Source organism: Domibacillus tundrae (genome assembly GCF_000970675.1).
GTDB classification, from domain to species: domain Bacteria; phylum Bacillota; class Bacilli; order Bacillales; family Domibacillaceae; genus Domibacillus; species Domibacillus tundrae.
Genome location: NZ_LAJA01000001.1, coordinates 244011 through 269040 on the forward strand (window position 1 = coordinate 244011; position 25030 = coordinate 269040).

Sequence of the window (25030 nt, forward strand, 5' to 3'; positions counted from 1 at the left end):
CCTCTGTTATAAAGAAGGTGAATGAGATTGGAAAAGCCAATGCTTTCAATGAAAAATATCTCAAAAGCGTTTAATGGAATTACAGTACTGGATTCAGTCGATTTCTCTGTTGAAAAAGGTGAAGTTCATGCGCTTATGGGTGGAAATGGAGCCGGGAAATCAACATTGATGAAAATTTTAACCGGGGTTTATTCAGCTGATCAAGGCGAAATTTACATTGATGACCAGCTCGTTGAAATTAAAAATACAGATGATGCAAGAAAAAATTATATCTCAATGATTTTTCAGGAGTTTAGTTTAATTCCTACGTTAACAGTGGCACAAAATATTTTTCTTACTAGAGAAGATAAAACGTCATTCGGATTATTGAACGATAAAGAATGTGTTGAAAAAACAAGAAAGCTGCTTCAGGAGCTAGAGGTCGATATTGACCCGGACGAACTTGTCGGAAACCTCGGTGTAGGGTACTGGCAAATGACCGAAATCGCCAAAGCATTATCACAGGAAACAAAAATTCTCGTCATGGACGAGCCAACCGCTTCTTTAACAAAAAAAGAAACAAAAATTTTATTTTCATTTATTAATCAATTGAAATCAAAAGGCTACGCGATTATTTATATTTCGCATCGCATGGATGAGATTCTTGAAGTTTGTGACCGCGTTACCATTTTACGCGACGGAAAACATGTCGCTACTGAAGATTGCAAACAAATCGATCTCGATATGGTTATTCAGTACATTGTCGGATCGAGTATGAATAAAGCGTTTGAATGGAAAGAACGGGAGTATGCGACAGACGTTGCGCCCGTACTGGAAGTAAAGAACTTATCACTTGGATCAAAAGTGCAGGATGTGAATTTTAACCTGTACCCGGGTGAGATCGTTGGCATCGCAGGATTAATGGGAAGCGGCCGGACTGAAACAGTAAGCGCTATCTTTGGGACAGGTCCAAAAGACAGTGGCGATATTAGTGTAAATGGCCAGCCTGTAACAATTAAAAATGCAACGGATGCTATAAAAGCAGGATTGGCTCTTATTCCGGAAGACCGGCGTGTGCAGGGTCTTGTTCTGGAACATAGTGTAAAAGATAATATCATTCTTCCAATTTTATCAAAAATGCAAAAAGGTCTATTTATTGATAATAAAAAAGCCGATAAAGTGGCGAATGATTTTGTGAAAAAACTAAACATTAAAACAGATGATATTTATAAAACAACGAATCTATTGTCTGGGGGAAATCAGCAAAAGATCGTTTTAGCGAAGTGGCTGGCGAATGACCCGGCTGTACTTATGCTTGATGAACCGACTATTGGTGTTGATATTGGTGCGAAAACAGAAATTGTGGATGTTGTGCGAGAACTCGCAGACAGCGGAAAAGCCATTTTGGTCATTTCTTCGGAGCTTCCTGAGCTTCTTGCATTGAGTGACCGTATACTGGTCATGCATGAAGGACGAATAATCAAAGAAATGCAGAGACGTGAGGTTAACACAGAGGAGGAATTACAACATGCAATCCAAGGATTCTAATCTAAACGACACAGTTGTGGTGGGAAGCCACACGGTTTCACGCAAGAAAACGTTTGATTGGCGCAACTATATTGTTTATTTTGCTTTTATCGGCGTGATCATTTACTTCTCGGTCACTTTACATGATCAGGGGTTTGTTTCAACAGACAACTTGCTGAATATCATTCGCCAAACAGCGATGATTTCTTTAATGGGTCTTGCGATGACATTTGTTATCAGTACAGGGGAAATTGATTTGTCTGTCGGTTCGATTGCAGCGCTTTCTTCTTTAACAGCAGCGCTTGCACTTCAGGCGGGTTATGGAATGATCGGCGGGGTAGCTGTTGGTCTGGGAACAGGCCTTCTTGTTGGTTTAGTAAACGGATTACTATTAACAAAGTTAGGGATCCCATCCTTCTTGGTGACACTTGCTACGTTAGGAACTGTCGGCGGTCTCGCGATGTGGATTACTGATACAGCACCAGTACCAATTGTCGATGCAACGTTTAACTTCGTTTTTGGTTCAGGTGATATCGGCCCAATTCCGATCTTGTTAATCTGGACGATAGTGGCAACGATTATTGCCCACCTTTTATTACGTAAAACATCATTTGGAAGACAGACACTCGCAACAGGCGGGAATGAAAGTGCTGCAAGATTCTCAGGTGTTAATACACAGCGTATTAAGCTTCTTGTTTTCCTTGGTTCAGGTTTCATGGCCGGTTTTGCAGGCTTGCTTTATGCGGGCCGTATGCACGCAGGCCGTTTCACATTTGGTCAAGGCGATGAGCTTTCAGTTATTGCCGCGGTTATTCTTGGCGGAACGAGCCTTTTTGGCGGCGTGGGCACTGTAATTGGGACGGTAATCGGTTCATTAATGATTGGAACAATTAACAATGGATTGATCATCATGGGGCTGGATGTCAGCCAGCAAATGATGATTAAGGGATTGATTATTATTTTGGCTGTCGCATTTGGCAGAAAAGCGATTAAGCGATAAGTCAGGCAGGAGGGACACGGATGAAGAGAATAAAAGTGGGCGTGATTGGCACCGGCTTTATTGGACCCACTCATATTGAGGCGGTTAGACGGCTTGGTTTTGTCGATGTGGTTGCGATTGCCGCGCACGGACAGAAGTCGGCCGAACAAAAAGCCGAAGAGCTCGGGATTCCAAAAGCGTACGGTGACTATCGCGATATGCTAAGAGACGATGAAGTGGACGTGGTGCATAACTGTACACCGAACCAGCTTCACTTTTCGATTAATAAAGAGATTATTTTAGCTGGAAAACATGTGTTGTCGGAAAAACCGCTGGCGATGTCCAGTGCGGAATCGGCAGAACTTCTTGCTTTGGCAAGAAAACATAATGTTGTCCATGGTGTTAATTTTAATTACCGACAGTTTCCGATTGTGAAACAGCTTAATTCGATGATTCAAAAAGAAGAGCTGGGCAAAATCAATCTGGTGCATGGCAGCTACTTGCAGGACTGGCTATTATACGAAACAGATTTTAATTGGCGTTTAGCTCCGGAAGTGGGCGGGAAATCACGTGCAGTTGCGGATATCGGCTCGCATTGGTGCGACACGGTTCAATATGTAACAGGCAAAAAAATCGTCGAAGTGTTTGCAGATTTAGCGACGGTTATTCCGGTCAGAAAAAAACCGTCTTCAACACCAGAAACATTTGGCGGCCAAGCATCAAAAGAAGTCGAATATGAAGATGTTCCGATCAACACAGAAGATTATGCCTCAGTGCTTGTCCGCTTTGAAGATGGGACCAGAGGTGTTTTCACCGTCTCACAAGTGAGCGCGGGCAGAAAAAACAGGTTAAGTTTCGAAGTGAATGGGAGTAAGCACTCCGCCCAATGGAATCAGGAAGAACCTGAGAAACTTTGGATTGGCCACCGTGATAAACCGAATGAACTGATGCTGGCAGATCCCGCGTTATTTACATCGGAAGCAAAATCAGCTATACACCATCCGGGCGGGCATAACGAAGGATGGCCGGACGCACTGAAAAATATGATGATTAATTTTTACAGCTTTATCCGCGACGGCAAGGATGCTCACCGTGATGAAACACAATTTGCCACATTTGAAGATGGGCACATTTCCATGTGCATTACCGATGCTATTCTGAAAAGTCATGAACAGCAAAAATGGATAAAAGTGGAGTCACTTAGGGAGGTTTCATTGTGAAGCTAGGTGTGTTTACCGTTTTATATCAACAGCTGCCTTTTGAAGAAATGCTCGATAAACTAAATGAAATGGGCGTTGAAGCTGTGGAGCTGGGAACCGGAAATTATCCAGGAAACAGCCACTGTGATCCAGATGAGCTTTTAAGCAGTCCAGAAAAAATAAAGGCATTTAAAAAAGCAGTAGAAAGCCGGGGAATGACAATAAGCGGGTTAAGCTGTCACGGCAACCCGCTTCACCCGGACAAAAAATTCGCGGCAGAATCTCATGCCGTTTGGCAGAAAACCGTGAAACTTGCAGAACGTCTGGAAATCCCGGTTGTGAATGGGTTTTCCGGCTGTCCCGGTGATCATGCAGAGGCCAAATTTCCAAACTGGGTGACTTGTTCCTGGCCGCCAGAGTATGCGGAAATGCTGGACTGGCAGTGGAATGAAGTCGTTATTCCATATTGGAAAGAAGAAGTGAAATTTGCACAGTCGCACGGAATCAATCAAATTGCACTTGAAATGCATCCGGGTTTTGTTGTTTATAATCCAGACACTTTACTGAAGCTGAGAGAGCATGCAGGAGAAGCAATTGGTGCCAATTTTGACCCGAGTCATCTTCTCTGGCAGGGAATTAATCCGGTAGAAGCGATTAAAAAGCTTGGAAAAGAGAATGCAATTTATCACTTCCATGCAAAAGATACGTATTTAGATAGAGCGAATATTGATGTAAATGGCGTTCTTGATACAAAACACTACAGTGATGTTTTAAACCGTGCCTGGACGTTCCGTTCTGTCGGATATGGACAAAATGAAAAAATGTGGAAGGATATCATGAGTACTCTGCGAGCGGTTGATTATGATTATGTCGTTTCGATTGAGCACGAAGACATGCTTGCTTCTATTGATGAAGGTTTGGGAAAAGCGATTTCTTTATTAAAAGATGTCATGTTTAAGGAGCCCGTCGGCGAGATGTGGTGGGCGTAATTTTTATAAAGTAAGTGGAGGAGGGATATTAATGACAATGCAAGCGGTTATATTTCCAGGAGATAAAAAAGTAGAAATCCAGCAAGTTGATATTCCAACACCCGGTCAAGGCGAAGTACTTATTCAATTAAAAGCGTCAGCTATTTGCCGAAGTGATATGAGCTTGTATTATGGAACATCGGTTTTTGGCGACGGCAATAAAAAAGCAGCTATTATTCCGGGACATGAACCGGCGGGTGTAATTACAAAAGTTGGAGATGGCGTTACAACATATAAAGCGGGCGATCGCGTTGCTGTTTATTTAGCACTTGGGTGTGGTGAATGTGCATACTGTAAAAGTGGCTATAAAATGTTTTGTAAAGAATTTAAATGCATCGGCTTTGATGCCCACGGCGGAGACGCAGATTACATGGTGGCACCGGCTGAAAACTGCATGAGACTGCCGGATGATATGGACTTTGTGACAGCGGCTGTTTCTACAGATGCTGTTGGAACACTGTACCATGCTCAAAAACGTTTGAATATTTCCGGAAGAGATACACTCGTTATGTTTGGTCTCGGACCAATGGGCAATGCCGGGGTCATGATTGCAAAAGGTCTTGGGGCAACAGTTATTGCGGTCGACATGCTGGATGAGCGTTTAGAAATGGCAAAAGAATTAGGTGCTGACTACACGATTAACGGAAAAGATGCCAATGTATTAGAAGAAATTGCCCGTATTACAAACGGTCAGGGTGCAGATGCAGCCATTGATTGTTCAGGAAGTCCTTATGCAGAAAATGATGCGTTAAGCTGCGTAAGACCTCACGGGCGTGTAGCATTCATTGGTGAAAGTAAAGAAACAACGATTAAACCGAGTGAACAATTGATTCGTAAACAAATTACGGTAATGGGCTCATGGTATTTCCCAATCCATGAATATGATGAAATTGCGGATTTTATCGTGAAAAAGAATCTGCCTGTTGATAAGCTGGTTACACATACATTTCCACTGACAGAGGCAGAAACAGCGTTCCGTTTGTTTGACGAAAGAAAAACAGAAAAAGCCGTATTTATTTGGGAATAAAGAATAAGGAGCGAGATAAGATGAAAGGCATTTCTTTTAACACGTGGCCATATAGCGGTTTTCCGGTTTGGGTACCTTCCTATCCGCTGGATGACGTCATTAACCGAATCTCATCATTTGGTTATGATGCGATTGAAATCGGATGTGCAAGTCCGCATGCTTGGCCGGACTATTTGTCTCAAGAAAGAAGAAAAGAAATTGGCGCGCTGCTTAAGCAAAAGAATTTAGCTGTATCCGCTATGCTTCCTGCACCGGGCGGCGGACCGGGTGTGAATGCAAGTTCTCCTCTTGCTGAAGAACGTGCATTTACGGTCAACCATTATAAAGAAGTTGTCCGGCTGGCGAGTGAATGGGAATGCCCGACAGTAATCTGGGTAGCTGGATGGGTCGTTCACGGAACATCGCAGCAAGATGCATGGAACTACAGCCTTGAAGGTTTGGGGAATGTAGCAAAATATGCAAAAGAACTTGGCGTTACAATGGTCGTTGAACCAACGCCTGCTGACAGCAATTTAATTGAAACAGCAGATGACGCATTGCTTCTAAGTGAGCAAACAGGTGCATCAAACGTGAAAGTAATGTTTGATACATTCCATGCACTCTACCGAAATGAAGTGGCAAGCGATTATGTGTACCGGATGGCGGACAAGCTGCATCATGTTCATATTGCTGATAGTGACCGGCTGCCGCCAGGGCAAGGCCGATGTGATTTCCCGGCGGTCTTAAAGGCACTAAAAGAGATTAAGTACGACGGCTATTTATCAATGGAAGTTGGTTTCCATACACGCCAGGCTGAGCCAGATTGGTATGCGAGAACGTCTATTGAATATTTAAAAGCAGAATTAGCAAAGCTCGATTAAATTAATTTGAATCTGAAGAGTGAAGCCATGGGCAGCTATGGCTGCTCTTTTAGATAAAACAGAAAACGGTTACAAAATAAAAAATGGAGGAATTAAAATGAAAAAAACGTTTTTATTGTTCATCACAGTACTGTTAGGTACTTTTCTTGCTCTGGCGGGATGTGGAAATCAAAGCACGGGTACAGGTGAGGGAGAAACAAAACAAAAAGCAGCGGAGATTCCAGATTCAGGTGCTTTAACAATTAGTGAAGATATTCCAAGCGGCACGACGATTTTAAGTAAAGGACCGAATGGCGAAGAAGCGATTTCAGCCAAAACACTTAATTTATCAGAAGAAGATATTGCAAAAGTGAAAGAAGGAAAGTATAAAGCCGCAATCGTTATGCACTATGCGGGCAATGACTGGTCTAAAGCACAAATTGACGGGTTAGAGGCCGCGTTTAAACGGATGGGAATCGAAGTTATTGCCGTGACAGATGGTCAATTTAAAGCTGAAAAGCAAGTGTCTGATATTGAAACAGTTTTAGCGAAAGATCCCGATATTATCGTAAGTATTCCAGTAGATCCTGTTTCAACAGCCGAAGCGTATAAAAAAGCAGCGGCAGCAGGCGTGAAATTAGTCTTCATGGATAACGCACCACAGGGATTAGTAGCAGGAAAAGATTATGTCAGCGTTGTATCTGCTGATAACTACGGCAACGGTGTAGAAGCGGCAGAAATTATGGCTGCTCAGCTTGAAGAAAAAGGAAAAATTGGTGTTGTATTTCATGACGCAGATTTCTTTGTTACACGCCAGCGTACAGATGCATTTGAAAAAACGATTAAAGAGAAATATCCAAACATTGAAATTATTGCACGCAGCGGAATTACAGATCCAAACACAGGTGAAAAAATCGCATCTGCTATGTTAACAAAAAATCCTGACTTAGATGGGATTTTCGCTGTCTGGGATGTGCCGGCTGAAGGGGTGCTTTCTGCAGCCCGTACAGCAGGAAGAGATGATCTTGTTATCACAACCATTGATCTTGGGACAAACGTTGCGCTTGATATTGCGCAGGGTGGAATTGTAAAAGGACTTGGTGCACAGCTTCCATACGACCAAGGGATTGCTGAAGCGATTTTAGCAGGGCACGCATTACTTGGAAAAGAAACACCGCCATATGTGGCAGTACCTTCATTGAATGTAACACAGGAAAACATCTTGGAATCTTGGAAAATGGTTTACCATGCAGATGCACCAGATGTTATTCAAGAAGCAGCACAATAAATTTTAAAACAAAACAGGACCGACCCAAAGTCTATTCTCACTGCCTTTGGGTCGGTCCTTTGCTTTTCATCCTTTTATTTTTCAATATTTATCCTGAAAATACAGGGATTTAAATATTAGGATGCATAGTTGTAGTTACCAGGCTAATACGCTTACATTTATATTGGGTATTATGATATAATACAAAAAGACTACGATGTATGGATGGTGAAAATATGCCGAAGAAAAAAACACGCTTGCCCCGCAAGGAAAAAGAAGTAAAGGTACGAACAAAGAAAGGTGTTTCTTTTTTTAAAAATAAACGCATCAGCCAAAAATACGGTTCCGTTCTTGCAATCGTTATTTTACTATTTATTACTGCGACCGCTATCACATCATTTATTTTAAACGATTTGACGAACAAACTGGACGAGCTCGATCAAAAAGGAAACAATGCTCTTGCCCTCAGTGAAATGGCATCGTTATTTCGCCAAAAAGATATTCGGATAAGCGACTATATTTTATTGGAGGATCAAACGGCCATTGATCAGTATAATGAACAGAGCGAACAGTTAAATACATTAATAGAACAAGCAAGAGAGGCAGCGCCCGCCTCAGCGCGCAGCACATTGGACCAGGTTAAAGCGAATGACAGTGAAATGAATCGTATTTTTCTCGATCTGATTATTCCTTCTGTTCAACTGGGCAATGAAGAAGAAACGTTTTCTTCAAAACAACTGTCGGCTTATCTGCGGTCTCAGACAATTGACCATATTGACAGCCTTCAAGAAGATCTAGAAAATGATTATTCAGCTTCTGTTCAAGAAGCAAAAGAAGCGGCAAGACAATCCCTTGTTCTGCTCATTCTATCTGTAATCGTTGCATCCCTCGTGAGCATCATTTTCTCTAAATGGATCAGCCGTGTTGTTGAATTGAATTTGAAAAAAGTCGTACATGTCAGCACAAGTATTGCCCAGGGCAAATTAAATGTTGAACCGATCGATTACGACGGCAAGGATGATATTGGACAGCTTGCAGAATCAGTAAACAAAATGGCTGATAATTTACGATCGATTGTTTCACAACTCCTTACCGTTTCACAGCAAGTTGATACACAAAGCGGTACTTTATATTCAATGGCTATTGAAGTAAAAGACGGCAGCGAGCAAATTGCGAGCTCAATGGATGAATTGGCTCAAGGAGCAAAACAGCAGACAGGTGCCGCCTCCTCCATCAGTGAACTCATTGAATCCCTGAATCATCAAATTGCGGATACCCATAAAAGCGGCATTCAGCTTTCCGAGACATCAAACAGTGTACTCCGTGTTTCGGAGGAAGGCCGGATTCAAATGGAACAAACCGCCGGACAGATGCAGCATATTACTTCCCTCGTATCAGAGTCTGTTGAAAAAGTACAAGGACTTGAAAAAAGGACTCTTGAAATCTCTCATTTGGCAAATGTCATTCAGTCCATTTCAGCTCAAACAAACCTGCTGGCTTTAAATGCGGCCATCGAAGCAGCACGTGCAGGGGAACATGGCAGAGGTTTTGCGGTTGTTGCGGATGAGGTGCGAAAACTCGCTGTGCAAGTAGATGAATCCGTTACAGAAATTACCGGCATCATTAATGGTGTACAAAGTGAAACAGCCGATGTTGTTACATCACTTAATAATGGGTTTAATGAAGTACAAAAAGGCAGCCAGGCAATGCAGCGTACGACGAAAACATTTGCGGATATTATTCAGTTTGTCAACGAAATGTCAGGAAGTATTCAAACCATCTCCTTACGCCTTGATTCGATCAGCGAAGGAAGCGATAAAATCAGCTCCTCCAGCCAGGAAGTTGCTTCTGTCTCTGAGGAGTCTTCCGCAAGTGTAGAAGAAACGGCCGCGGCTTCCCGCCAATTAAATGCATCGATGGAAGAAATCAGTGAAAGTGCGCAGTCACTCGCTAAATTATCGAAAGACCTTGAACAATCCGTCAAACAATTTACACTGGCATAAAGAAGACTATCTTCGAAAGTACATGGGCTTTGTTTTTGGTATATTATGTATATGGATGACACGCGTCTTGCCGGGATGATACGGCGCGCCGATTATTACCGCAAGCTGCCGGTCGTTGGGAAAAAGCAGTGGAAGGGGATGGCCCGGCTTGTTTATTTTACGGTGTACGGAATTGAGAGTAATGTACGCGAACAGACAGCGCATGTGACGGTGGGAAATTCCGATCGATCTGCACGTTGTCGAAGCGAAAGCAGTCGATGTCTTTTCACCACGATCCATCCTATGAACAAAAGCTAGTGTCATTCATCCGAAAAGGGAGCGTTCGTAAAGTGAAAAAAATCGTTCAGACCGGTCCGGAAGATGGCGGGGTTCATCTGGAAATGGCGTATACGCTTAGCGATGTGTACATTCAGCGTCTAGAAGAATTGTCTGAAGTAATACAAGTGGAGCACCTGCTTCAAGATGCACTCTGCGCGTTTACAGAACGGGTGCAGCGGGCGAAAACATCATCTCTCTCGCCAATAATCGTCAAGTGTCAGCGTTATATTATCCAGCATGTTTACGATGAACTCAGTCTTGAGCGAATCGCTCACTATATAAAATTGTCTTCTTCATATGTCTCAATCCTTTTTAAAAGTGAAACGGGAATTACGATCAATGAAGCCATTCAAAGAGCGCGCATAGAGGAAGCGGAAAGTTTACTGCTGCTTTCTTCTCATCCGATCGCCGTTATTAGCGCCTGGCTGCACTTTACCGACCAAAGTCATTTTACGAAAGTATTTAAAAAGCATACCGGCCTGACGCCGAAGCAGTACCGCCAGTCTATTCGCACTAAGTAGACTGGTTTTTTGTATTTTCATTTGAAATACAGGGAAAATAGTCTTGAAATGTGCTTTATTTTTTAAAAAATGCCAAAATGATAGACCTGAAATGATTTATTGAAATAGACGACATGAAGTTTGATCACGTACGATGAAATAATGAGGAAATAAAGTAATTTCACTAATAAATGAAAGTTTTTTTCCATCATTTACCCTCATCGTTTCACGCTCAACCGGAGTAAAATGAAAGGAAATGTTTCGGATGGAGAGGGGCCTTTGGGTGTGACTTCATTTTCATTATTAATTGCGGATGCCAATGAAGCATCGCTGAGTCTGCTTCAGTCGTATATAACCGATCATCCGGATTTTCTGATCGTGTCGGTCTGTACAACAGAGCAAGATATTATCAAACAAACAGCCATAACTAAACCGGACGCTATTATTATGTCGATTTACATGCGGGAGCGGAGCGGGCTTGACATAATTGCGGCCTGTCAGCAATTTCATTCGAATGTGAGCGTCATTTTTATGGCGGATAACCGTGATTTTGCGGCAGATGCTTTTACGCTGTCAGCCGCGAACTACATCATCAAGCCGATTCAGCCGGAACGTCTGTATATGGCACTTGAAAAAGTGAAAAAAACGCTTTGCACAAGAACGGTTACAAACAAAAAGCTGCCGCTTAAATTTAACGGAACGAGCTACTACGTGCCGTTTCAAGATATTTTATTTATTGAAAAAAGCGGCAAGAAATGTTTCGTTTATACGAAGGAAGAAACATATGAAACGTATGAAAAGCTGACGGATTTGTTTGCCTGCTTGGATCAGTCGTTTTATTTGGCACACCGTTCCAATATCATTAATTTGGATAATGTGTTTTCCATTAAACCGAAAAACGAGACGTATTTTTTAGACTTTCCTAAACATGCACATATTTCTAGATTAAAAATAAAAGAAGTACAAAGAGGGATTGAGCAGTTATGTTAACCAATAATTTAAGAAAAATTTGGTGATAAATGATGGCAATCGTGATTGTGTGCAGCTTGCCTGCGGCACTGGCATATATGTTTTATTTACATAAGTCGATTGTGAGAATGGAAAAGCAGCTTCGAAAAGAATCTCTTTACCACCTGGCAGCGTCATTTGGGCATGAAATGCGCCAGCCGCTCACAGTCATCAGGGGAATGCTGCAGCTAATTCAGGAAGAAACGATCGATAAACAGCAGCGGGAATATATCGAAACAGCAATGGCTGAGCTGGAACGATCGGAACGAATGATCCGTGACTACCAATTGTACGCAAATCCATTTGGGGGGGAAATGGAGCCTGTACTGATTCGGGCAGAAATTCAAGATGTGCTCAGCCGGATGCAGCCGCTTATGGAACGGAATAATGTAGAGACACGTCTGCAGCTTGAATATGGTGCTGTTCTTGGAGAGCGCCTGCGGTTGAATCAGTGCTTCTGGAATATTTGTGAAAATGCAGTAGAATCAATGAAGAACGGCGGGACATTGGACATTTCCGTGCAGATGAAGACAAAAAGAATGGTTGTCACATTCTCAGATTCCGGTGAGGGGATGACAGAGGAGCAGCTCAAGCGTCTTGGGGATCCATATTTTAATTTAACGGAAAGTAAAGGAACCGGGCTCGGAATGATGACAGCCTGCCGCACCGTCGAAGGGATGGGAGGGCGCGTGCTTATTACAAGTGAAAAAGGAAAAGGGACGGTTGTGAAAGTCATGCTGCCGTCTAATGGGCCTGTCGAATGATTTTATCATGCGGCAGGCTTTTTTCGTGATATGATTGAACAAATTGTGAAAAGAACCCAAAAAAGACCGGATGAAGAGAGCAGATGAAGAGCATTTTAGATGAGACTATTTTATACTAAAAAGACATTGTGAATATTTTCACGTATTGAAAGGTGGATATAATAAATTCATGAATGAGCTTCGAAAATGGGCATCTGAACAAAAAGGAATCATGGCAGCGCTTTTGGGCTTATCAGTATTAATGGGAGCGGTGATCGTGGGCCAGGCATACTTTTTGGTCAACGTTGTGGATAGGGTTTTTTTGCAAAATCAATCGTTTGGAGCGGTTGTGCCGATGCTTGGTTTTCTCTTTGGGCTGATGGTTATCCGAGCAGGCATTACATATGCTAATGCCCGACTCGGTGTTAACATGGCGTCAAAGGTGAAGCAGCGCGTCCGTTCAATTTTGCTCCAAAAGTGGACGCAGAACCCAATCCAGACAGCCATTCAAGGCCAGTCTGGCGGAAAAGTGACGGTCATGATGGAAGCGGTCGACGGCATTGACAGCTATTACCGCGAGTATATGCCGCAAGTGATGAAAGCATCTATTGTACCGCTCATTGTCTTAGCGGCTGTATCGTATACACACATTTGGAGCGGGTTGATTATGATGGTGACCGCGCCGTTTATTCCGCTTTTTTATATTATTATCGGAATAAAAACACAGAAAAAATCGGAAGAACAGCTCGATAAGCTGGCAGCGTTCTCAGGACAATTTTTGGATACATTGCAGGGACTTCAAACGCTAAAGTTATTTGGCCGGGCGGGACGGCAGCGGGACGTGATCCAAAAAAGCAGCCTCGGATTTCGGGAAGCGACGATGGATATATTGAAAATCGCGTTTACCTCAACACTGATGCTCGAGTTTATTTCGACGCTCAGTATTGGGCTGATTGCACTTGAAATCGGCCTGCGTCTCGTTGTATTTGACAGCATTTCGTTCGTATCGGCGTTTTTCGTGCTCGTTTTGGCACCGGAATATTATACGGCACTGAAAGAGCTCGGTGCCGCGTTTCATACTGGAAGGGGAAGCCTCGGGGCGGCGGAAAAGATTAAAGCAGAGCTTGCAGCAGATGAGCAGCCGGTAAAGTGGGGCGATAGAGAAGTGCCGGCGCGGCCGTCTGTGGAACTGAAAAACGTGCACTTTCAATATGGAGAAGGTTTTTCATTGAAAAACGTGGATGTTCACATCCCATCTTGTGCACGTACGGCGATTGTCGGCGCGACCGGATCCGGCAAAACAACGCTGTTAAATGTGGCGGCAGGACTGTTTGATCCGCAGGAAGGAGACGTGTTCATTGACGGCCGTCCACGTGCTTCGTTCAGTGAATCGTCTTGGTTCCGGGAAGTGAGCTACATTTCGCAGCACCCTTATTTGTTTTCTGGAACGATTGAAGAAAACATCCGTCTTGGCGCGCCTGGTCATCCGGCGCGTGCGGAAGTCGAAGCAGCGGCAGAAAAAGCTGGATTGACGGAGTTGATTCGTGAGCTTGAAGACGGGCTGGATACAAAAGTCGGCGAGTCTGGACGCGGTCTTTCAGGCGGGGAAAAACAGCGTGTGGCGCTCGCTCGTGCGTTTTTAAAGAAGCCATCGTTTGTCCTGTTTGACGAGCCGACGACCGGGCTTGATTTAAAAACGGAGCAGATTTTGCAGCGGTCGATCAATGAACTGGCCCAAACGGCTTCGGTCATGACTGTCGCCCACCGCCTGCATACGATTCAACAGGCGGACGTCATTTTCTTGATGAACAACGGGGAAGTCGAAGCCGCGGGTACACACATGGAATTAATGAAATCGAGCGAGTCGTACCGCGCGATGGTGCAAGGAGGTGCAGCAGGGTGAAGAGGCTTGTGTCCATTATGATGGAAGAAAAGCGGGATATTTGGTTGTCCGTGCTGTTCGGCGTCCTTGCCGGATTAACGTCAGTAGCGCTGTTTGGTCTTAGCGGGTTTATGATCTCAAAATCTGTCCTGCAGCCTCCACTGTACATTATTACGATTATGACGGCGCTGTTGAAATTGTTCGGTGCGGCGAAAGCAGGGAGCCGCTATGCGGAGCGGTACGTTTCCCACCGGGCGACGTTTACGATATTAAGCAATTTGCGCGTGTCGTTTTATGAAAAACTAGAACCGCTCGCGCCGCAGATTTTCGGGAAATACCGAAGCGGGGACTTGCTGGCACGCATCGTTGGGGATGTCGAAACGCTGCAAAACTTCTTTTTGCGTGTTTTTTATCCGCCACTTGTGCTCGTTATTGTGTTTTTAAGCACTATCTTTTTTACGCTCTTTTACTCTGTCTGGATCGCGCTTGTGCTATTGGGTGGATTAGTACTGACCGGTTTTGTCATTCCTGGGTTACTTGCACTGCAGCAGCGGAAAGTAAAGCAGGGTGTCCGGGAACGACGCGCCGGTTTGTCAACGGAAGTGACCGAGCTATTATATGGATTTCGAGATTTAAAGCTGCACCAAAAGCTGGATGAAAAAGAAGAAAAGCTTTTGCAAATAGCCGACGCTTATGTACAAGAGCAAGAAAAAGAAAGCGTGCAGGCGGCTGCGAGCCAGTCGTTGAATGCCGCAGCTGCCTTGAGTGTTGCGTTTGTTGTGCTCGCACTCGGCGCCTATTTTGTCACGATTGGAGAGCTTAATGGCTTGTTTTTAGCGATGCTCGTGATGATTTCTTTAACAATCTTTGACAACGCGGTGCCGATGGCGGTTTTCCCAGCGCATCTCGAAGACACGAGACAAGCAGCAGGCCGGCTGTTTTCCGTTGTCGATGAAGAACCGCCAGCGCCAAAAATGGGCATGATCGAGCGGGATGACGCCTTTTCGATTGAATTGAAAGACGTGACATTTAGGTACCCTGGTGAAACGCGTCCAGCGCTTCAAAACGTCTCAATTTCCATTCCTGCCGGTTCGAAAACGGCAATTGTCGGGCCGAGCGGTTCAGGAAAATCGACCGTCATGCAGCTGCTTTTGAATATGTATACGGTGAATGCCGGAACAATTTTGCTTGATGGAAATTCAATGGGTGAGATTCAGGCGGAAAACATATGGTCGAAAACGAATGTCGTGCTGCAGGAGAACCACTTTTTCTATGGCACAGTGCGGGACAATTTGAAGATCGCAGGTGATGGTTTGACGGATCGCGAAATGGAAGACACACTGCGGCTCGTTGAACTGCCGTTTTCATTGGATGATCCGGTGCTTGAAAAAGCAGAAAACCTGTCGGGCGGCGAAAAGCAGCGGCTCGCGATTGCGCGGGTATTATTAAAGCGGGCGCCAGTCTGGCTGCTCGATGAACCGTCATCGTCACTCGATGTGCTGACCGAAAAACGGATCTTTGGCCATTTGCATGAGGCAGCACAAAAAGATACGCTTGTGCTGATCAGCCACCGGTTGACCGGGCTTGAAAAAATGGACCAAATTGTCGTCATGGAGCGTGGAAATGTGGTCGAAGCTGGAACGTTTAATGAATTGATGGAGAGAAAAGAATATTTTTATGAAATGAAGCAAATTGAAAAAAATGTGTTAGCGTAACGATAAAAGCAGAACCAAATAGCGAAAGAATGTTTGGTTCTGCTTTTTTACACCATTTTAGGCAGACTTGAATATTGTAAGGGTGAAGTTAAAATGTGAGGGAGGCTTTTGTGTTGATCGATCAGCCTGCAAACAATGAAGAGCAGTTTGGAATGCCTTTGGAACAAGGTTATGATGATGCATTAGAAGTGCAGCATCCGTATCCATACCCGTATTACCCGTATATGAGACCGCCATTTTCACCATTCTTGCCGTTATTTCCATTTTTTCCGTATCCTCCGTTCCATCCATATTTTCGCTACTATTGATGTGAGAGATAGGAGTGGGTCTCATGATTCAAAGGGCTGCCGGAAACAACGGCAGCCCTTTTTTAAAAACATTACGGCGACTTTAAAAGTGTTGAGATACTTTCTAAGCAAGCCTGCTTATAGAAATCATGCAAATCATCCTGACCGCACATGAGCCATTGAATTAAGCAGCCGTCAATCACGGCGCGCATCATTTTGGCTGATTTTTCAACGTCCAGATCGGAAGAAAAGATGCCTTCTTTTTTGCCGAGCGTAATAATTTCACGCCCAATTCCCCAGCAGTTTTCGTAAAAATGATAGTTGATCTCCTGATAGAGAGGATTCCTGCTCGCCTGCGCTAAAAAATCCATGTAGACCCGGTAAAATTTCTTGTTTTTCTCCGGTGAAAGAAAAACAGAATGAACGTAGGCATTTAATTTTTCAAGGGCTGTTTGTTTTTCGGTAATCGCCCGATGTTCTGCTTCATAAATTTTCGCTGTAATCGACTGCAATAATTGAGACAAGATCGTTTCTTTGTTTTGAAAATAATAATGAACGACCCCTTTGCTGACACCGGCCTGATCCGCAATATGCTGCAGGGTGACCGCATCAAAGCCATGGTCGGCCACTGCCTGAAAGGCCGCTTTTAATACTTGATCCTTTCGTTCTTCCGCTTTCTTTTTCATAAAAACCCTCCGCTTTTTGATTTAAATAAGTATACAACAAACGAAAGATTCGTTAAAATTATTCTGACCGGTCAGAATAATTTTTTTGAGCATACTACATACAAAGGGGATGTTGGCATGAACGAACAGTTTCACGCATTAATCGTGGATAAAACGGAAGATGATTTTTCAGTGGGTGTAAAAAAAATAGGGCTGGAAGAGCTGCCTCAAGGGGAAGTGTTGATTAAAACCGCTTATTCAGGGATTAATTACAAAGATGGTTTGGCCAGTATTCCAGATGGGAAAATCGTTCGGTCATATCCGTTTATTCCCGGAATTGATTTGGCAGGCGTCGTTGTCTCCTCATCGGATACCCGTTTTCAAGAAGGAGACGAGGTCATTGCCACAAGCTATGAAATCGGCGTTTCGCACTTTGGCGGATATAGTGAATACGCGCGCATTCCGGCTGATTGGGTCGTTCCGCTGCCGAAAGGTCTCACATTGAAAGAAGCAATGATCTTTGGCACAGCCGGCTTTACAGCAGCTTTGTCTGTGCAGCGCCTGGAGGAAAACGGACTGCAGCCTGATCAGGGAAATGTTCTTGTAACGGGTGCGACAGGCGGCGTCGGCAGTTTTGCCGTCTCGATGCTGGCCGGACGCGGGTACAATGTTGTGGCAAGTACGGGAAAAGATTCAGAAAAAAACTATTTGACAAAACTGGGCGCGAAAGAAATCGTCTCCCGCGAAGACGTCTACAACGGCAAATTAAAAGCACTAGATAAAGAACAGTGGGCGGGAGCTGTTGATCCGGTCGGCGGCGAGACGTTAGCCGCTATATTAAGCAAAATCAGCTATAAAGGCTCCGTTGCTGTCAGTGGATTAACAGGTGGGACAAATGTGCCGACGAGTGTGTTTCCTTTCATCCTCCGCGGGGTCAACTTGCTTGGTATTGACTCTGTGAATTGCCCTATGGAAACGAGACAGAAAACGTGGGAGCGCATGGCAACAGACTTAAAGCCGGAAGATCTCTCCACATTTGTACAGCAGATGGCGTCTCTTGAAGAACTTCCTGACATTCTCCCAACTATATTACAAGGGAAGATGCGGGGAAGGGTGATCGTAAGTCTTTAAATAGGTGAACACCTGAGTATATAGAGACAAATTCAAGAGAGTGTTTGTGAAAGTAGTCACCGCTGTTTTCAATACAGTACAGTAAGATTTTGTAAAAGCTGAGGCGCTTTAATGGCCTCAGCTTTTTGTCTGTAAATAAAAAGAAAAAAACGTAATTATATAACGTACAAATCGTATAGAGCTAAGAAAATTTAGAATTGTATAACTGGGTATAGGTAGGGTATTATCTTTTTAATTGTTAACCTAATTATTTTCAGGTTAACAATTAAAAAGATGGGAGTGTGAAGACAGATGTAAAAAGAAAAGCTAAGTTATGAAGAGTTAGCGGAAAAGAACAAGAAATATGTATGGCATCTCTTTACACAAATGAAAGAGTACGTGGAGGATGACCCGATTATTATTGCCAGTGGCAACGGACGGAAACTTCAAGATGCCCGCGGTAACGAATACTGGGATGGCGTCTCGTCTATTTGACTTAATGTCCATGGCCACCGCGTACCTGAATTAGATCGGGCAATCCACGATCAATTGGATCAAATCGCCCACTCGACATTGCTCGGAATGGCAAATATACCTGCGATCCTGCTGGCAGAAAAACTCATTTAATTAATGCCTTTAGGCTTAGCAAAAGTGTTTTATTCTGATTCTGGTGCAACGGCTGTTGAAATCGCGATTAAAATGGCCTTTCAATATTGGCAGCATAAAGGGAAGCCTGAGAAGCAACGATTTATTACGATGAAAGGTTGCAAATGCTCCATTTGTACGGGCTGAACTTTGCTGGTCAGAGGATCCGGAATATATGACAGGTTACGTTTCCTGCTTTGAGAAGGGGTATGTTCGAATTCCTCATTTAAAAGAAAAAGGAGATTTTAACGGAGGACGGGTGTTTTTTGTTTCAGAAGATATTGAGATCAATCAGCTTTTTCATTTTTCAGAGCAGAAATCGGTATTATTAGTATAAAAGTATGGTACATAACGCTTGGCATCGTCAAGCAATTGGAATGCACTCAATTTAATTGCTTAAACAAGAAAAACCTATACCAAATCTTGTATAGGTTTTATTTCGATTCACTAATAGGAAGGTGAATGGAGAAGCATGTTCCTTATGCCTGGACACCAGCATAATGGCAATAAATAAAAAGGAGTAGGAAATAAAGGGAATAATCAGTCCGTCACCGCCCGTAAAGAAGCGTGCGGTCAAAATCATTGACAGCAAAAAAATGCTTAATACCGGACCACCATATAACACGCCGAGTATTAATGAAATGCGCCGAAGATCCCGAATGAAATCGTTTTCTAGCGAAGCCGGAAATAGCATACAAAGAGCCACTGAGAGAATCGGGAAAATAGCAAACATCCAGTCTTCCAATTCTTTGAAGCGGTACGTATATTTCAGCAAGTAAAGAAGCTGCAGCAAACTGAGAGGAAGCAAGATAAACAAAAAGTTAATAAGCAGATCTTTTATTAAAAGGTCTATATACAGGCACCGAGCTTTCAATGGGCGTTTTCTTTCTATCTTAACGAATGCCTATCATTTCGACTATCTTTTTTAAAAAGATAGTTCAAGCTTGATTTTTATCAATAATTATATTATTATCAAAATTAATAACAAAGAGGTGAGAGCAGATGAGGGAATCGAAACTGAAGGTAATATTGCATCCAGTGAGAATGAAAATTATTCAATCGTTTGTGAATAAAAAAGAGCTGACGGTTCAACAACTGGCAGAGCGGATGACCGATGTACCGGCGCCTTCACTATACCGCCATATGAATACACTTCTTGACGCTGGATTTATCGAAGTCGTACAGGAAAATCCCATTCGTGGGACAGTCGAAAAAGTGTATGCATTAAAAAAACAGTCACCTGACGATATTTTGAATTTATCCAAAGAAGAACACCTTGAATTATTTACCGCTTTTTCGGTGCAGTTGATTGGCATGTTTGACCAGTATTTAAGTGGAAATCATGTCGATTTACAAAAAGACGGTGTGAGCTATCGGATGGCTGAATTGCATGTCTCCGATGAAGAATTCAAGGAGCTGTCCTTGAAAATGAGTGCGCTTATTATGGAAGCAGCCCGCAATGAGCCGTCGCCGGAGCGGAAAATAAAGCAATTAGCAACAATCATTATTCCTGAGGGGGCGAAGTCATGATTGAAAAAGAAGTCGTATTGGAGAAAGAGTTGTACGGAACGCTAGCAGCACCGGATCAGGAAGGAACGCATCCCGCCATTTTGCTGATAGCGGGATCGGGTCCGATTGACCGTAACGGCAACGGGCCAAAAGGAAAGTACCAAACCAATTTGTACAAGGACCTGGCTCACTTTTTCACAAGTCTTGGTTTTATGACGCTTCGTTATGACAAGCGCGGCACGGGGAAGCGGGGAGGAAGCTGGATGGACGCGGGCTTGTCAGATTTATTGGATGATGCAAAAAGGGCGGTTGCGTTTTTGCAGGCGCAGCCGAATGTGGATCGTGTCATCGTCTGCGGCCATAGTGAAGGGACGATTATTGCGACAGAACTTGCCGCAACGATGGACATAGACGGGTGTATGCTTCTGTCCGGCGGCGTTGATAACTTAATGGATGCGCTCCACCATCAGCGCCAGCAGGCATATCGTGAGCTGTTCGCGATGCCTGGCTGGAAAGGCTGGGTAAACCGGAAGCTGAAAATTGATGTGAAAAATGAAAAGAAGACTGAAAAAATGATGGGGAAAATGAAAGCATCTGACCGGGATACCATTCGTATTCAAGGGATGAAGCAGCCGGCGAAATGGTTTCGCGAGCACGATGCCTATAATACGAGAGCCGCTTTAGGCGAGGTAACGTGCCCGGTATTTGCGCTGCACGGCAATAAAGACCCGCTTGTCGAAAGTTCGGTTTTGGAAGAATTAGCTGGGCTTGTACAGGGAGAGAGTGAATATCATATTGTCGCGGATATGGAGCATGGACTGCGCGTGCAAACGGAACCGAAAAGTATTTTAAAACAGAAGAAATTAATGAATGTCGTGCTGAAGCGGCCGCTTCACGAAGAAGGAATCGAGAGGATGGAAGCCTGGCTGCAGCAATTCGCTGCAAGTGGACATAAATCCGCTTGAATGGATCCAAATTCGGATGAGTGGTCATAAATACCCCCCAACTGGACACAAATTTTCAGGAATGGACATCATTCAATAAAAGTGGACATAAACACGGGTTTGTGGACACAAATCGTCAATAAGCGGACATAAAAAATTCGCCGGACCAAGAAGTCCGGCGCTCATTTTTATGGATTTGTTGACCAAAGACCAGCTGATTTAATGAAAGTACGGCTGTTTAGTTTCAGCTGCGCCACAATAAATTCGGCAAGGTCTTCCGGCTGCATCACTTTGTCTGGATTGCCATCTGTTAAATTGTTTTCTACTGCAAGATCAGTTGCGACAGTACTTGGCGTCAATGCAGTAACACGGATGTTGTGCTTCCGTACTTCAAGCGCCAGTGACTCTGTCAAGCCAAGCACACCGAATTTTGAGGCGCTGTATGCGCTTGTCACCGGTGCGCCTCTTTGGCCGGCTGAAGAGGAAATGTTAATAATATCGCCTGATTTTTGCTCGATCAAGTCCGGCAAAACGGCGCGTGTGACGTTATACACACCCATCAGGTTTACATCGATGATTTTTTTCCATTCTTCTGGATCGAGGTCCAGAAAGCTGCCAAACTTCGCAATTCCGGCGTTGTTAATTAAAATGTCTACACCGCCGAGCTCGTTTTTCACTTTTTCAACAGCCGCTGCCACTTCGTCCAAATTGGACACGTCCGCTGCAGCATATGCTGTTTTAATGTCAGCTGGATTTGGAGACAAATCTTCCGCTACCGACCGTACGTTCTCTTCTGTCCGTCCGATTAAGCCAATATGAACGCCTTCCGCGGCGAGTGCTTCCGCAATCGCGCGACCAATGCCGCGGCCGCCGCCAGTGATAATGGCTTTTTTGCCTTGTAATGATTGTGCCAAAATAAAGTCCCCCTTTTTTGAAATAACTATGCTTTATCATATCAGCATGAAAGGCGGCTCACAATTTATTTGCTCTATTCAAAAGTTGGGGTACTGTTTAGACACTTGTTCGTATAAATTGGTTTTTTTCAAATATGTTTCCGGAGCTAGAAATGTGACAGTAACAACACCAGGATGGCGGCCGATTTCAATCGAGCCGGTAATCGTAGCGCGGTTCATGATTTCCGGTACAGTGACGGAAAAGAAACGGGCAGCCCTTTCCATTCCGTTCATTGTTGCTTCGTTTAATGTAGGGCCTGTACCAACAAAGGAAACTGGCAGTGAAACTTCCGGTTCTGCAACGTCCCACTTTTCGGCTAAACGCTTGGCAGCGGCTTTTTCTTTATCCGACAGCGGGCGGGCTGTGTAAGGAAGATCTTCTTCATTTGGCAAAAGAATGGGTCCTTCTATTTTGATTCCTTTTAACAAGTGAACTTGAAGATGAACGATACCGGATACGTCTGTCGTATGACCAGCAATTTCTCCGTCTCCCTGCATCGCGTGCATGTCGCCAAGATAGATGCCGCCGCCTGGCACTTTAACCGGGCAAATAAGCGTTGCGCCTGCACGGACCCGGCTAATGTCCATATGACCGTCTGTCCGGTGCTCATCGAGTTCATCTTGAGTCACCACGTAGTCATGCGGCGCACTGACCAGAAAAGAACCAAAGTCACCAGCATTATGTGAATCCGGGAGTGCTTTGGAAGGAGTGGTGCCGAGTTGTCCTAAAAATGGCCGCATTCGTGCAACGACACCAGTCAAATCGTGTGGCATAAACGTCACAATTGGGTTTTGCACAGAGTTTTCAGGCGTCTTCATGTAAAACTTACCATTTTCTGCAACTTGTTCAGCTTGTTCTTTCGGGAGCGTAATGCCTAACTGATCTTGTGCGCTGAATGCCATTGTGTAGCCATTTGTAAAAATAAATGGAGTCACATCTTCGCCACATTCCGCACAGCGGATTGCTTCAGGACCGGTTCCTTTAATAACGGTATCCGGATACATCGTGCCGCAGCCAGGACATTTTACCGCAACGAATGGATCGCCTAAAAAGCGGCCATCTACTGCTTGGTCGTTCCCTGAAGAAGTGGCGAGTGATGTCACTTGTATGGAATGAATCGTCACCGCAATCGCATCCCCAGGCTCCGCGCCTTCTACATAAACAGGCTTTGTCACCTCATGTCCGCCCCGCAGACAAGGCGTAATCATGGGGCCCCAGCACCCGGGGGCTGTATTCGCTAAAATATGGCCGCCGTCTTGTATAGGACCCAGCATATCCTCTGATGGATCCAAAATCCCGTTTGTAAACGTATTGACCATGATCGTTTGCTTTGCATCCATTTTCCACACTCTCCTTTTCTGAATATTCAATTCTATTATACTGCATTGGGTGTAAAGTTCGAAATCAAAGTGTTTTCTGCTGGAATTTGATACAATAAAAAAATTCATGTTAAAAGAGGGGATGCAGATGAGCGGTAAACGAGTGCTTCAGCTAAGGAAGTGACAGGCTCATCGGCTGGATGTTACCCCATAGTCAAAAGTTGTCTCACCGCCAGAATTAGCAGAGGCAGTGCGGAACGAGGCGTGGAAACTGGCCGGTGTGTATCAGCAGAAGCCGTTCAATAAAAAGTCTCAAGGTTGCGTGAATGTCCGTCCTTCGTTAAAGTAAAAGCAATGAGACTAATGGAGGAAACTGAATGCAATTTGTGGAGTATTCGCTTGTTTTTATTGCGGCCGCCATCCCGTGGATGGAAATTGCCCTCGTTATTCCGATCGGGATTGTACGTGGGCTGTCGCCTTTTTGGGTCATGGTGCTTGCCTTTACAGGTAATATGCTGACGGTGCTTATGCTGATCGCGGGTTTTACAAAAGTGGAAAAATGGATGAAAAAAAAGTTCGAGCATAAAGGCATCAAGCAGACGAAACAAATGGAGCGGGCCAGGCGGATTATGAATAAATACGGGCTGCCGGGACTCGCGATGCTGGGTCCTTTATTTATCGGGACCCATATTGCCGCGTTTATCGGGCTGTCGTTTGGGGCGAGTAAAAAGTGGACAACTCTTTGGCTGACGATCAGTATTGGCCTGTGGACACTTATTATCGGTATTGCAACGATGCTTGGCTTTGACTTTTTTCTACAACAAACGAAAGGATGATCTTACATGATTGAATTATTGAAATCACATGCGTCCGTCAGAAAATATACAGATGAACCGGTCACAGACGAGCAGCTTCATGAATTAATCGAAGCGGCTCAAAGTGCAGCTTCGTCTCACTTCGTCCAGGCGTATTCCATTATCGATGTAACGGATGCAGACAAGCGCGAGCAGCTTGCCGAGCTGTCGAAAAATCCGGTGCAGATCAAAGGAGCGGCGCGTGCACTTGTTTTTTGCGCGGATTTAAAACGGCTTGATTATGCGGCGAAAAAACACGGAAAAACGATTGAAGCCGGGACAACAGAAAACTTTATGGTGACCGTTATTGATACAGCGCTTCTCGCGCAAAATTTTGTCGTCGCAGCAGAATCAAAAGGTTACGGCATTTGCTATATTGGCGGTGTCCGCAACAATCCAGAACCAATCAGCAAGCTCTTACACTTGCCGGAACATGTGATCCCGATGTTCGGTTTAACATTCGGCGTGCCGGCGCAGACGAATGAAGTAAAGCCGCGTCTGCCGGTTGGAGCCATTTTGCACACGAATGAATACAATGAAACAAAGTATGAAACGCTGCTTGACGAATACGACGATGTAATCCGGGACTATTACGCGAGCCGTTCAACGAACAATAAATCAGCCGGCTGGACAGAAGGCATGGCGGATTATTTGTCAGAGCCGCGCCGCGCGTATATGCTCGATTTCATCAAATCAAAAGGTTTTTTGCAAAAGTGACCGGAGGAACAG

The 25030-nt window shown here is 44.3% G+C and carries 24 protein-coding genes and 1 pseudogene; 21 read left to right on the forward strand and 4 right to left on the reverse strand.

Features of this window, described 5'->3' with window-relative positions; all coding sequences use genetic code 11:
- Positions 1–21: 21 nt before the first annotated feature.
- The 14 genes from VQ00_RS01150 to VQ00_RS01215 all read left to right on the forward strand — a co-directional run bounded on the left by VQ00_RS01150 (position 22) and on the right by VQ00_RS01215 (position 16322).
- Positions 22–1527 (forward strand): ATP-binding cassette domain-containing protein, encoded by a 1506-nt coding sequence (locus VQ00_RS01150; RefSeq protein WP_046178302.1) that lies wholly within the window; start codon positions 22–24, stop codon positions 1525–1527.
- On the forward strand, positions 1508–2506 hold the full coding sequence (locus VQ00_RS01155) for an ABC transporter permease (RefSeq protein ID WP_046178303.1): 999 nt from the start codon (positions 1508–1510) through the stop codon (positions 2504–2506). Before VQ00_RS01150 ends, VQ00_RS01155 begins: the two co-directional genes overlap by 20 nt.
- A 20-nt stretch (positions 2507–2526) precedes the next feature.
- Positions 2527–3705 carry a Gfo/Idh/MocA family protein gene (locus VQ00_RS01160; protein ID WP_046178304.1) on the forward strand — a complete coding sequence of 393 codons (1179 nt, stop codon included), beginning with the start codon at positions 2527–2529 and terminating at the stop codon, positions 3703–3705.
- Complete coding sequence (locus VQ00_RS01165) at positions 3702–4673, forward strand: sugar phosphate isomerase/epimerase family protein (RefSeq protein ID WP_046178305.1); 972 nt, start codon at positions 3702–3704, stop codon at positions 4671–4673. Before VQ00_RS01160 ends, VQ00_RS01165 begins: the two co-directional genes overlap by 4 nt.
- Positions 4674–4704: 31 nt before the next feature.
- Positions 4705–5739: a zinc-dependent alcohol dehydrogenase family protein gene (locus tag VQ00_RS01170; RefSeq protein WP_052728252.1), complete on the forward strand. Its 1035-nt coding sequence runs from the start codon at positions 4705–4707 to the stop codon at positions 5737–5739.
- 20 nt (positions 5740–5759) lie between these two features.
- Positions 5760–6599 (forward strand): sugar phosphate isomerase/epimerase family protein, encoded by an 840-nt coding sequence (locus tag VQ00_RS01175; RefSeq protein ID WP_046178306.1) that lies wholly within the window; start codon positions 5760–5762, stop codon positions 6597–6599.
- Between the two features lie 97 nt (positions 6600–6696).
- Complete coding sequence (locus tag VQ00_RS01180) at positions 6697–7866, forward strand: substrate-binding domain-containing protein (RefSeq protein ID WP_046178883.1); 1170 nt, start codon at positions 6697–6699, stop codon at positions 7864–7866.
- A gap of 215 nt (positions 7867–8081) precedes the next feature.
- Positions 8082–9848: a methyl-accepting chemotaxis protein gene (locus tag VQ00_RS01185; protein WP_046178884.1), complete on the forward strand. Its 1767-nt coding sequence runs from the start codon at positions 8082–8084 to the stop codon at positions 9846–9848.
- Between the two features lie 329 nt (positions 9849–10177).
- Positions 10178–10687, forward strand: coding sequence for a helix-turn-helix domain-containing protein (locus VQ00_RS01190; RefSeq protein ID WP_052728256.1), 510 nt, complete (start codon positions 10178–10180; stop codon positions 10685–10687).
- A gap of 264 nt (positions 10688–10951) precedes the next feature.
- Positions 10952–11656 (forward strand): LytR/AlgR family response regulator transcription factor, encoded by a 705-nt coding sequence (locus VQ00_RS01195; protein WP_172645522.1) that lies wholly within the window; start codon positions 10952–10954, stop codon positions 11654–11656.
- A gap of 29 nt (positions 11657–11685) precedes the next feature.
- Positions 11686–12438 carry a sensor histidine kinase gene (locus VQ00_RS01200; RefSeq protein WP_082091418.1) on the forward strand — a complete coding sequence of 251 codons (753 nt, stop codon included), beginning with the start codon at positions 11686–11688 and terminating at the stop codon, positions 12436–12438.
- Between the two features lie 169 nt (positions 12439–12607).
- Entirely contained in the window at positions 12608–14320 is a 1713-nt protein-coding gene (cydD, locus tag VQ00_RS01205) for a thiol reductant ABC exporter subunit CydD (RefSeq protein WP_046178309.1), read from the forward strand.
- A complete protein-coding gene (gene cydC, locus VQ00_RS01210) occupies positions 14317–16014 on the forward strand; it encodes a thiol reductant ABC exporter subunit CydC (RefSeq protein WP_082091419.1) in 1698 nt (565 codons plus the stop codon). Before cydD ends, cydC begins: the two co-directional genes overlap by 4 nt.
- Positions 16015–16127: 113 nt before the next feature.
- Entirely contained in the window at positions 16128–16322 is a 195-nt protein-coding gene (locus tag VQ00_RS01215) for a hypothetical protein (protein WP_046178310.1), read from the forward strand.
- Between the two features lie 71 nt (positions 16323–16393).
- Here VQ00_RS01215 and VQ00_RS01220 read toward each other — a convergent pair whose 3' ends face one another.
- Positions 16394–16987 (reverse strand): TetR/AcrR family transcriptional regulator, encoded by a 594-nt coding sequence (locus tag VQ00_RS01220; RefSeq protein WP_046178311.1) that lies wholly within the window; start codon positions 16985–16987, stop codon positions 16394–16396.
- Positions 16988–17104: 117 nt separating this feature from the next.
- On the opposite strand from VQ00_RS01220, the gene VQ00_RS01225 reads away from it, so the two are divergent.
- From VQ00_RS01225 to VQ00_RS17915, 3 genes and pseudogenes are all read left to right on the forward strand, one after another.
- Entirely contained in the window at positions 17105–18097 is a 993-nt protein-coding gene (locus tag VQ00_RS01225) for an NADPH:quinone oxidoreductase family protein (RefSeq protein ID WP_046178887.1), read from the forward strand.
- A 297-nt stretch (positions 18098–18394) separates the two neighbouring features.
- Positions 18395–18838 (forward strand): annotated as a pseudogene (locus VQ00_RS17910) (aminotransferase class III-fold pyridoxal phosphate-dependent enzyme); the annotation flags it as partial.
- Positions 18839–18896: 58 nt separating this feature from the next.
- Complete coding sequence (locus tag VQ00_RS17915; RefSeq protein ID WP_245617986.1) at positions 18897–19058, forward strand: 6-carboxyhexanoate--CoA ligase; 162 nt, start codon at positions 18897–18899, stop codon at positions 19056–19058.
- 51 nt (positions 19059–19109) lie between these two features.
- Here the strand turns inward: VQ00_RS17915 and VQ00_RS01230 are convergent, their stop codons facing one another.
- Positions 19110–19595: a LytS/YhcK type 5TM receptor domain-containing protein gene (locus VQ00_RS01230; RefSeq protein WP_046178312.1), complete on the reverse strand. Its 486-nt coding sequence runs from the start codon at positions 19593–19595 to the stop codon at positions 19110–19112.
- A gap of 128 nt (positions 19596–19723) precedes the next feature.
- Here VQ00_RS01230 and VQ00_RS01235 point away from each other — a divergent pair, with 128 nt between their 5' ends.
- Both VQ00_RS01235 and VQ00_RS01240 read left to right on the forward strand, forming a co-directional pair.
- Positions 19724–20251, forward strand: coding sequence for a helix-turn-helix domain-containing protein (locus VQ00_RS01235; protein ID WP_046178313.1), 528 nt, complete (start codon positions 19724–19726; stop codon positions 20249–20251).
- A complete protein-coding gene (locus tag VQ00_RS01240; RefSeq protein ID WP_046178314.1) occupies positions 20248–21195 on the forward strand; it encodes an alpha/beta hydrolase family protein in 948 nt (315 codons plus the stop codon). The genes VQ00_RS01235 and VQ00_RS01240 overlap by 4 nt, the downstream gene beginning before the upstream one ends.
- A gap of 167 nt (positions 21196–21362) precedes the next feature.
- Here VQ00_RS01240 and VQ00_RS01245 read toward each other — a convergent pair whose 3' ends face one another.
- Together VQ00_RS01245 and VQ00_RS01250 are read right to left on the reverse strand one after the other, a co-directional pair.
- Positions 21363–22088, reverse strand: coding sequence for a 3-ketoacyl-ACP reductase (locus tag VQ00_RS01245; protein ID WP_046178315.1), 726 nt, complete (start codon positions 22086–22088; stop codon positions 21363–21365).
- A gap of 78 nt (positions 22089–22166) precedes the next feature.
- Complete coding sequence (locus VQ00_RS01250) at positions 22167–23468, reverse strand: acetamidase/formamidase family protein (RefSeq protein WP_046178316.1); 1302 nt, start codon at positions 23466–23468, stop codon at positions 22167–22169.
- Between the two features lie 356 nt (positions 23469–23824).
- Here VQ00_RS01250 and VQ00_RS01255 point away from each other — a divergent pair, with 356 nt between their 5' ends.
- Complete coding sequence (locus VQ00_RS01255; protein WP_046178317.1) at positions 23825–24283, forward strand: small multi-drug export protein; 459 nt, start codon at positions 23825–23827, stop codon at positions 24281–24283.
- 6 nt (positions 24284–24289) lie between these two features.
- The gene (nfsA, locus tag VQ00_RS01260) at positions 24290–25018 is read left to right on the forward strand and encodes an oxygen-insensitive NADPH nitroreductase (RefSeq protein ID WP_046178318.1); all 729 of its coding nucleotides are present in this window, start codon (positions 24290–24292) and stop codon (positions 25016–25018) included.
- Positions 25019–25030 lie beyond the last annotated feature (12 nt).

Excerpts from the sequence above, each read along its gene's own strand:
- VQ00_RS01150 (WP_046178302.1), top strand. The coding sequence starts at position 22 with ATGAGATTGGAAAAGCCAATGCTTTCAATGAAAAATATCTCAAAAGCG.
- VQ00_RS01155 (WP_046178303.1), top strand. The coding sequence starts at position 1,508 with ATGCAATCCAAGGATTCTAATCTAAACGACACAGTTGTGGTGGGAAGC.
- VQ00_RS01160 (WP_046178304.1), top strand. The coding sequence starts at position 2,527 with ATGAAGAGAATAAAAGTGGGCGTGATTGGCACCGGCTTTATTGGACCC.
- VQ00_RS01170 (WP_052728252.1), top strand. The coding sequence starts at position 4,705 with ATGACAATGCAAGCGGTTATATTTCCAGGAGATAAAAAAGTAGAAATC.
- VQ00_RS01175 (WP_046178306.1), top strand. The coding sequence starts at position 5,760 with ATGAAAGGCATTTCTTTTAACACGTGGCCATATAGCGGTTTTCCGGTT.
- VQ00_RS01180 (WP_046178883.1), top strand. The coding sequence starts at position 6,697 with ATGAAAAAAACGTTTTTATTGTTCATCACAGTACTGTTAGGTACTTTT.
- VQ00_RS01185 (WP_046178884.1), top strand. The coding sequence starts at position 8,082 with ATGCCGAAGAAAAAAACACGCTTGCCCCGCAAGGAAAAAGAAGTAAAG.
- VQ00_RS01200 (WP_082091418.1), top strand. The coding sequence starts at position 11,686 with ATGATGGCAATCGTGATTGTGTGCAGCTTGCCTGCGGCACTGGCATAT.
- cydD (WP_046178309.1), top strand. The coding sequence starts at position 12,608 with ATGAATGAGCTTCGAAAATGGGCATCTGAACAAAAAGGAATCATGGCA.
- VQ00_RS01220 (WP_046178311.1), bottom strand. The coding sequence starts at position 16,987 with ATGAAAAAGAAAGCGGAAGAACGAAAGGATCAAGTATTAAAAGCGGCC.
- VQ00_RS01225 (WP_046178887.1), top strand. The coding sequence starts at position 17,105 with ATGAACGAACAGTTTCACGCATTAATCGTGGATAAAACGGAAGATGAT.
- VQ00_RS17915 (WP_245617986.1), top strand. The coding sequence starts at position 18,897 with ATGACAGGTTACGTTTCCTGCTTTGAGAAGGGGTATGTTCGAATTCCT.
- VQ00_RS01235 (WP_046178313.1), top strand. The coding sequence starts at position 19,724 with ATGAGGGAATCGAAACTGAAGGTAATATTGCATCCAGTGAGAATGAAA.
- VQ00_RS01240 (WP_046178314.1), top strand. The coding sequence starts at position 20,248 with ATGATTGAAAAAGAAGTCGTATTGGAGAAAGAGTTGTACGGAACGCTA.
- VQ00_RS01250 (WP_046178316.1), bottom strand. The coding sequence starts at position 23,468 with ATGGATGCAAAGCAAACGATCATGGTCAATACGTTTACAAACGGGATT.
- VQ00_RS01255 (WP_046178317.1), top strand. The coding sequence starts at position 23,825 with ATGCAATTTGTGGAGTATTCGCTTGTTTTTATTGCGGCCGCCATCCCG.
- nfsA (WP_046178318.1), top strand. The coding sequence starts at position 24,290 with ATGATTGAATTATTGAAATCACATGCGTCCGTCAGAAAATATACAGAT.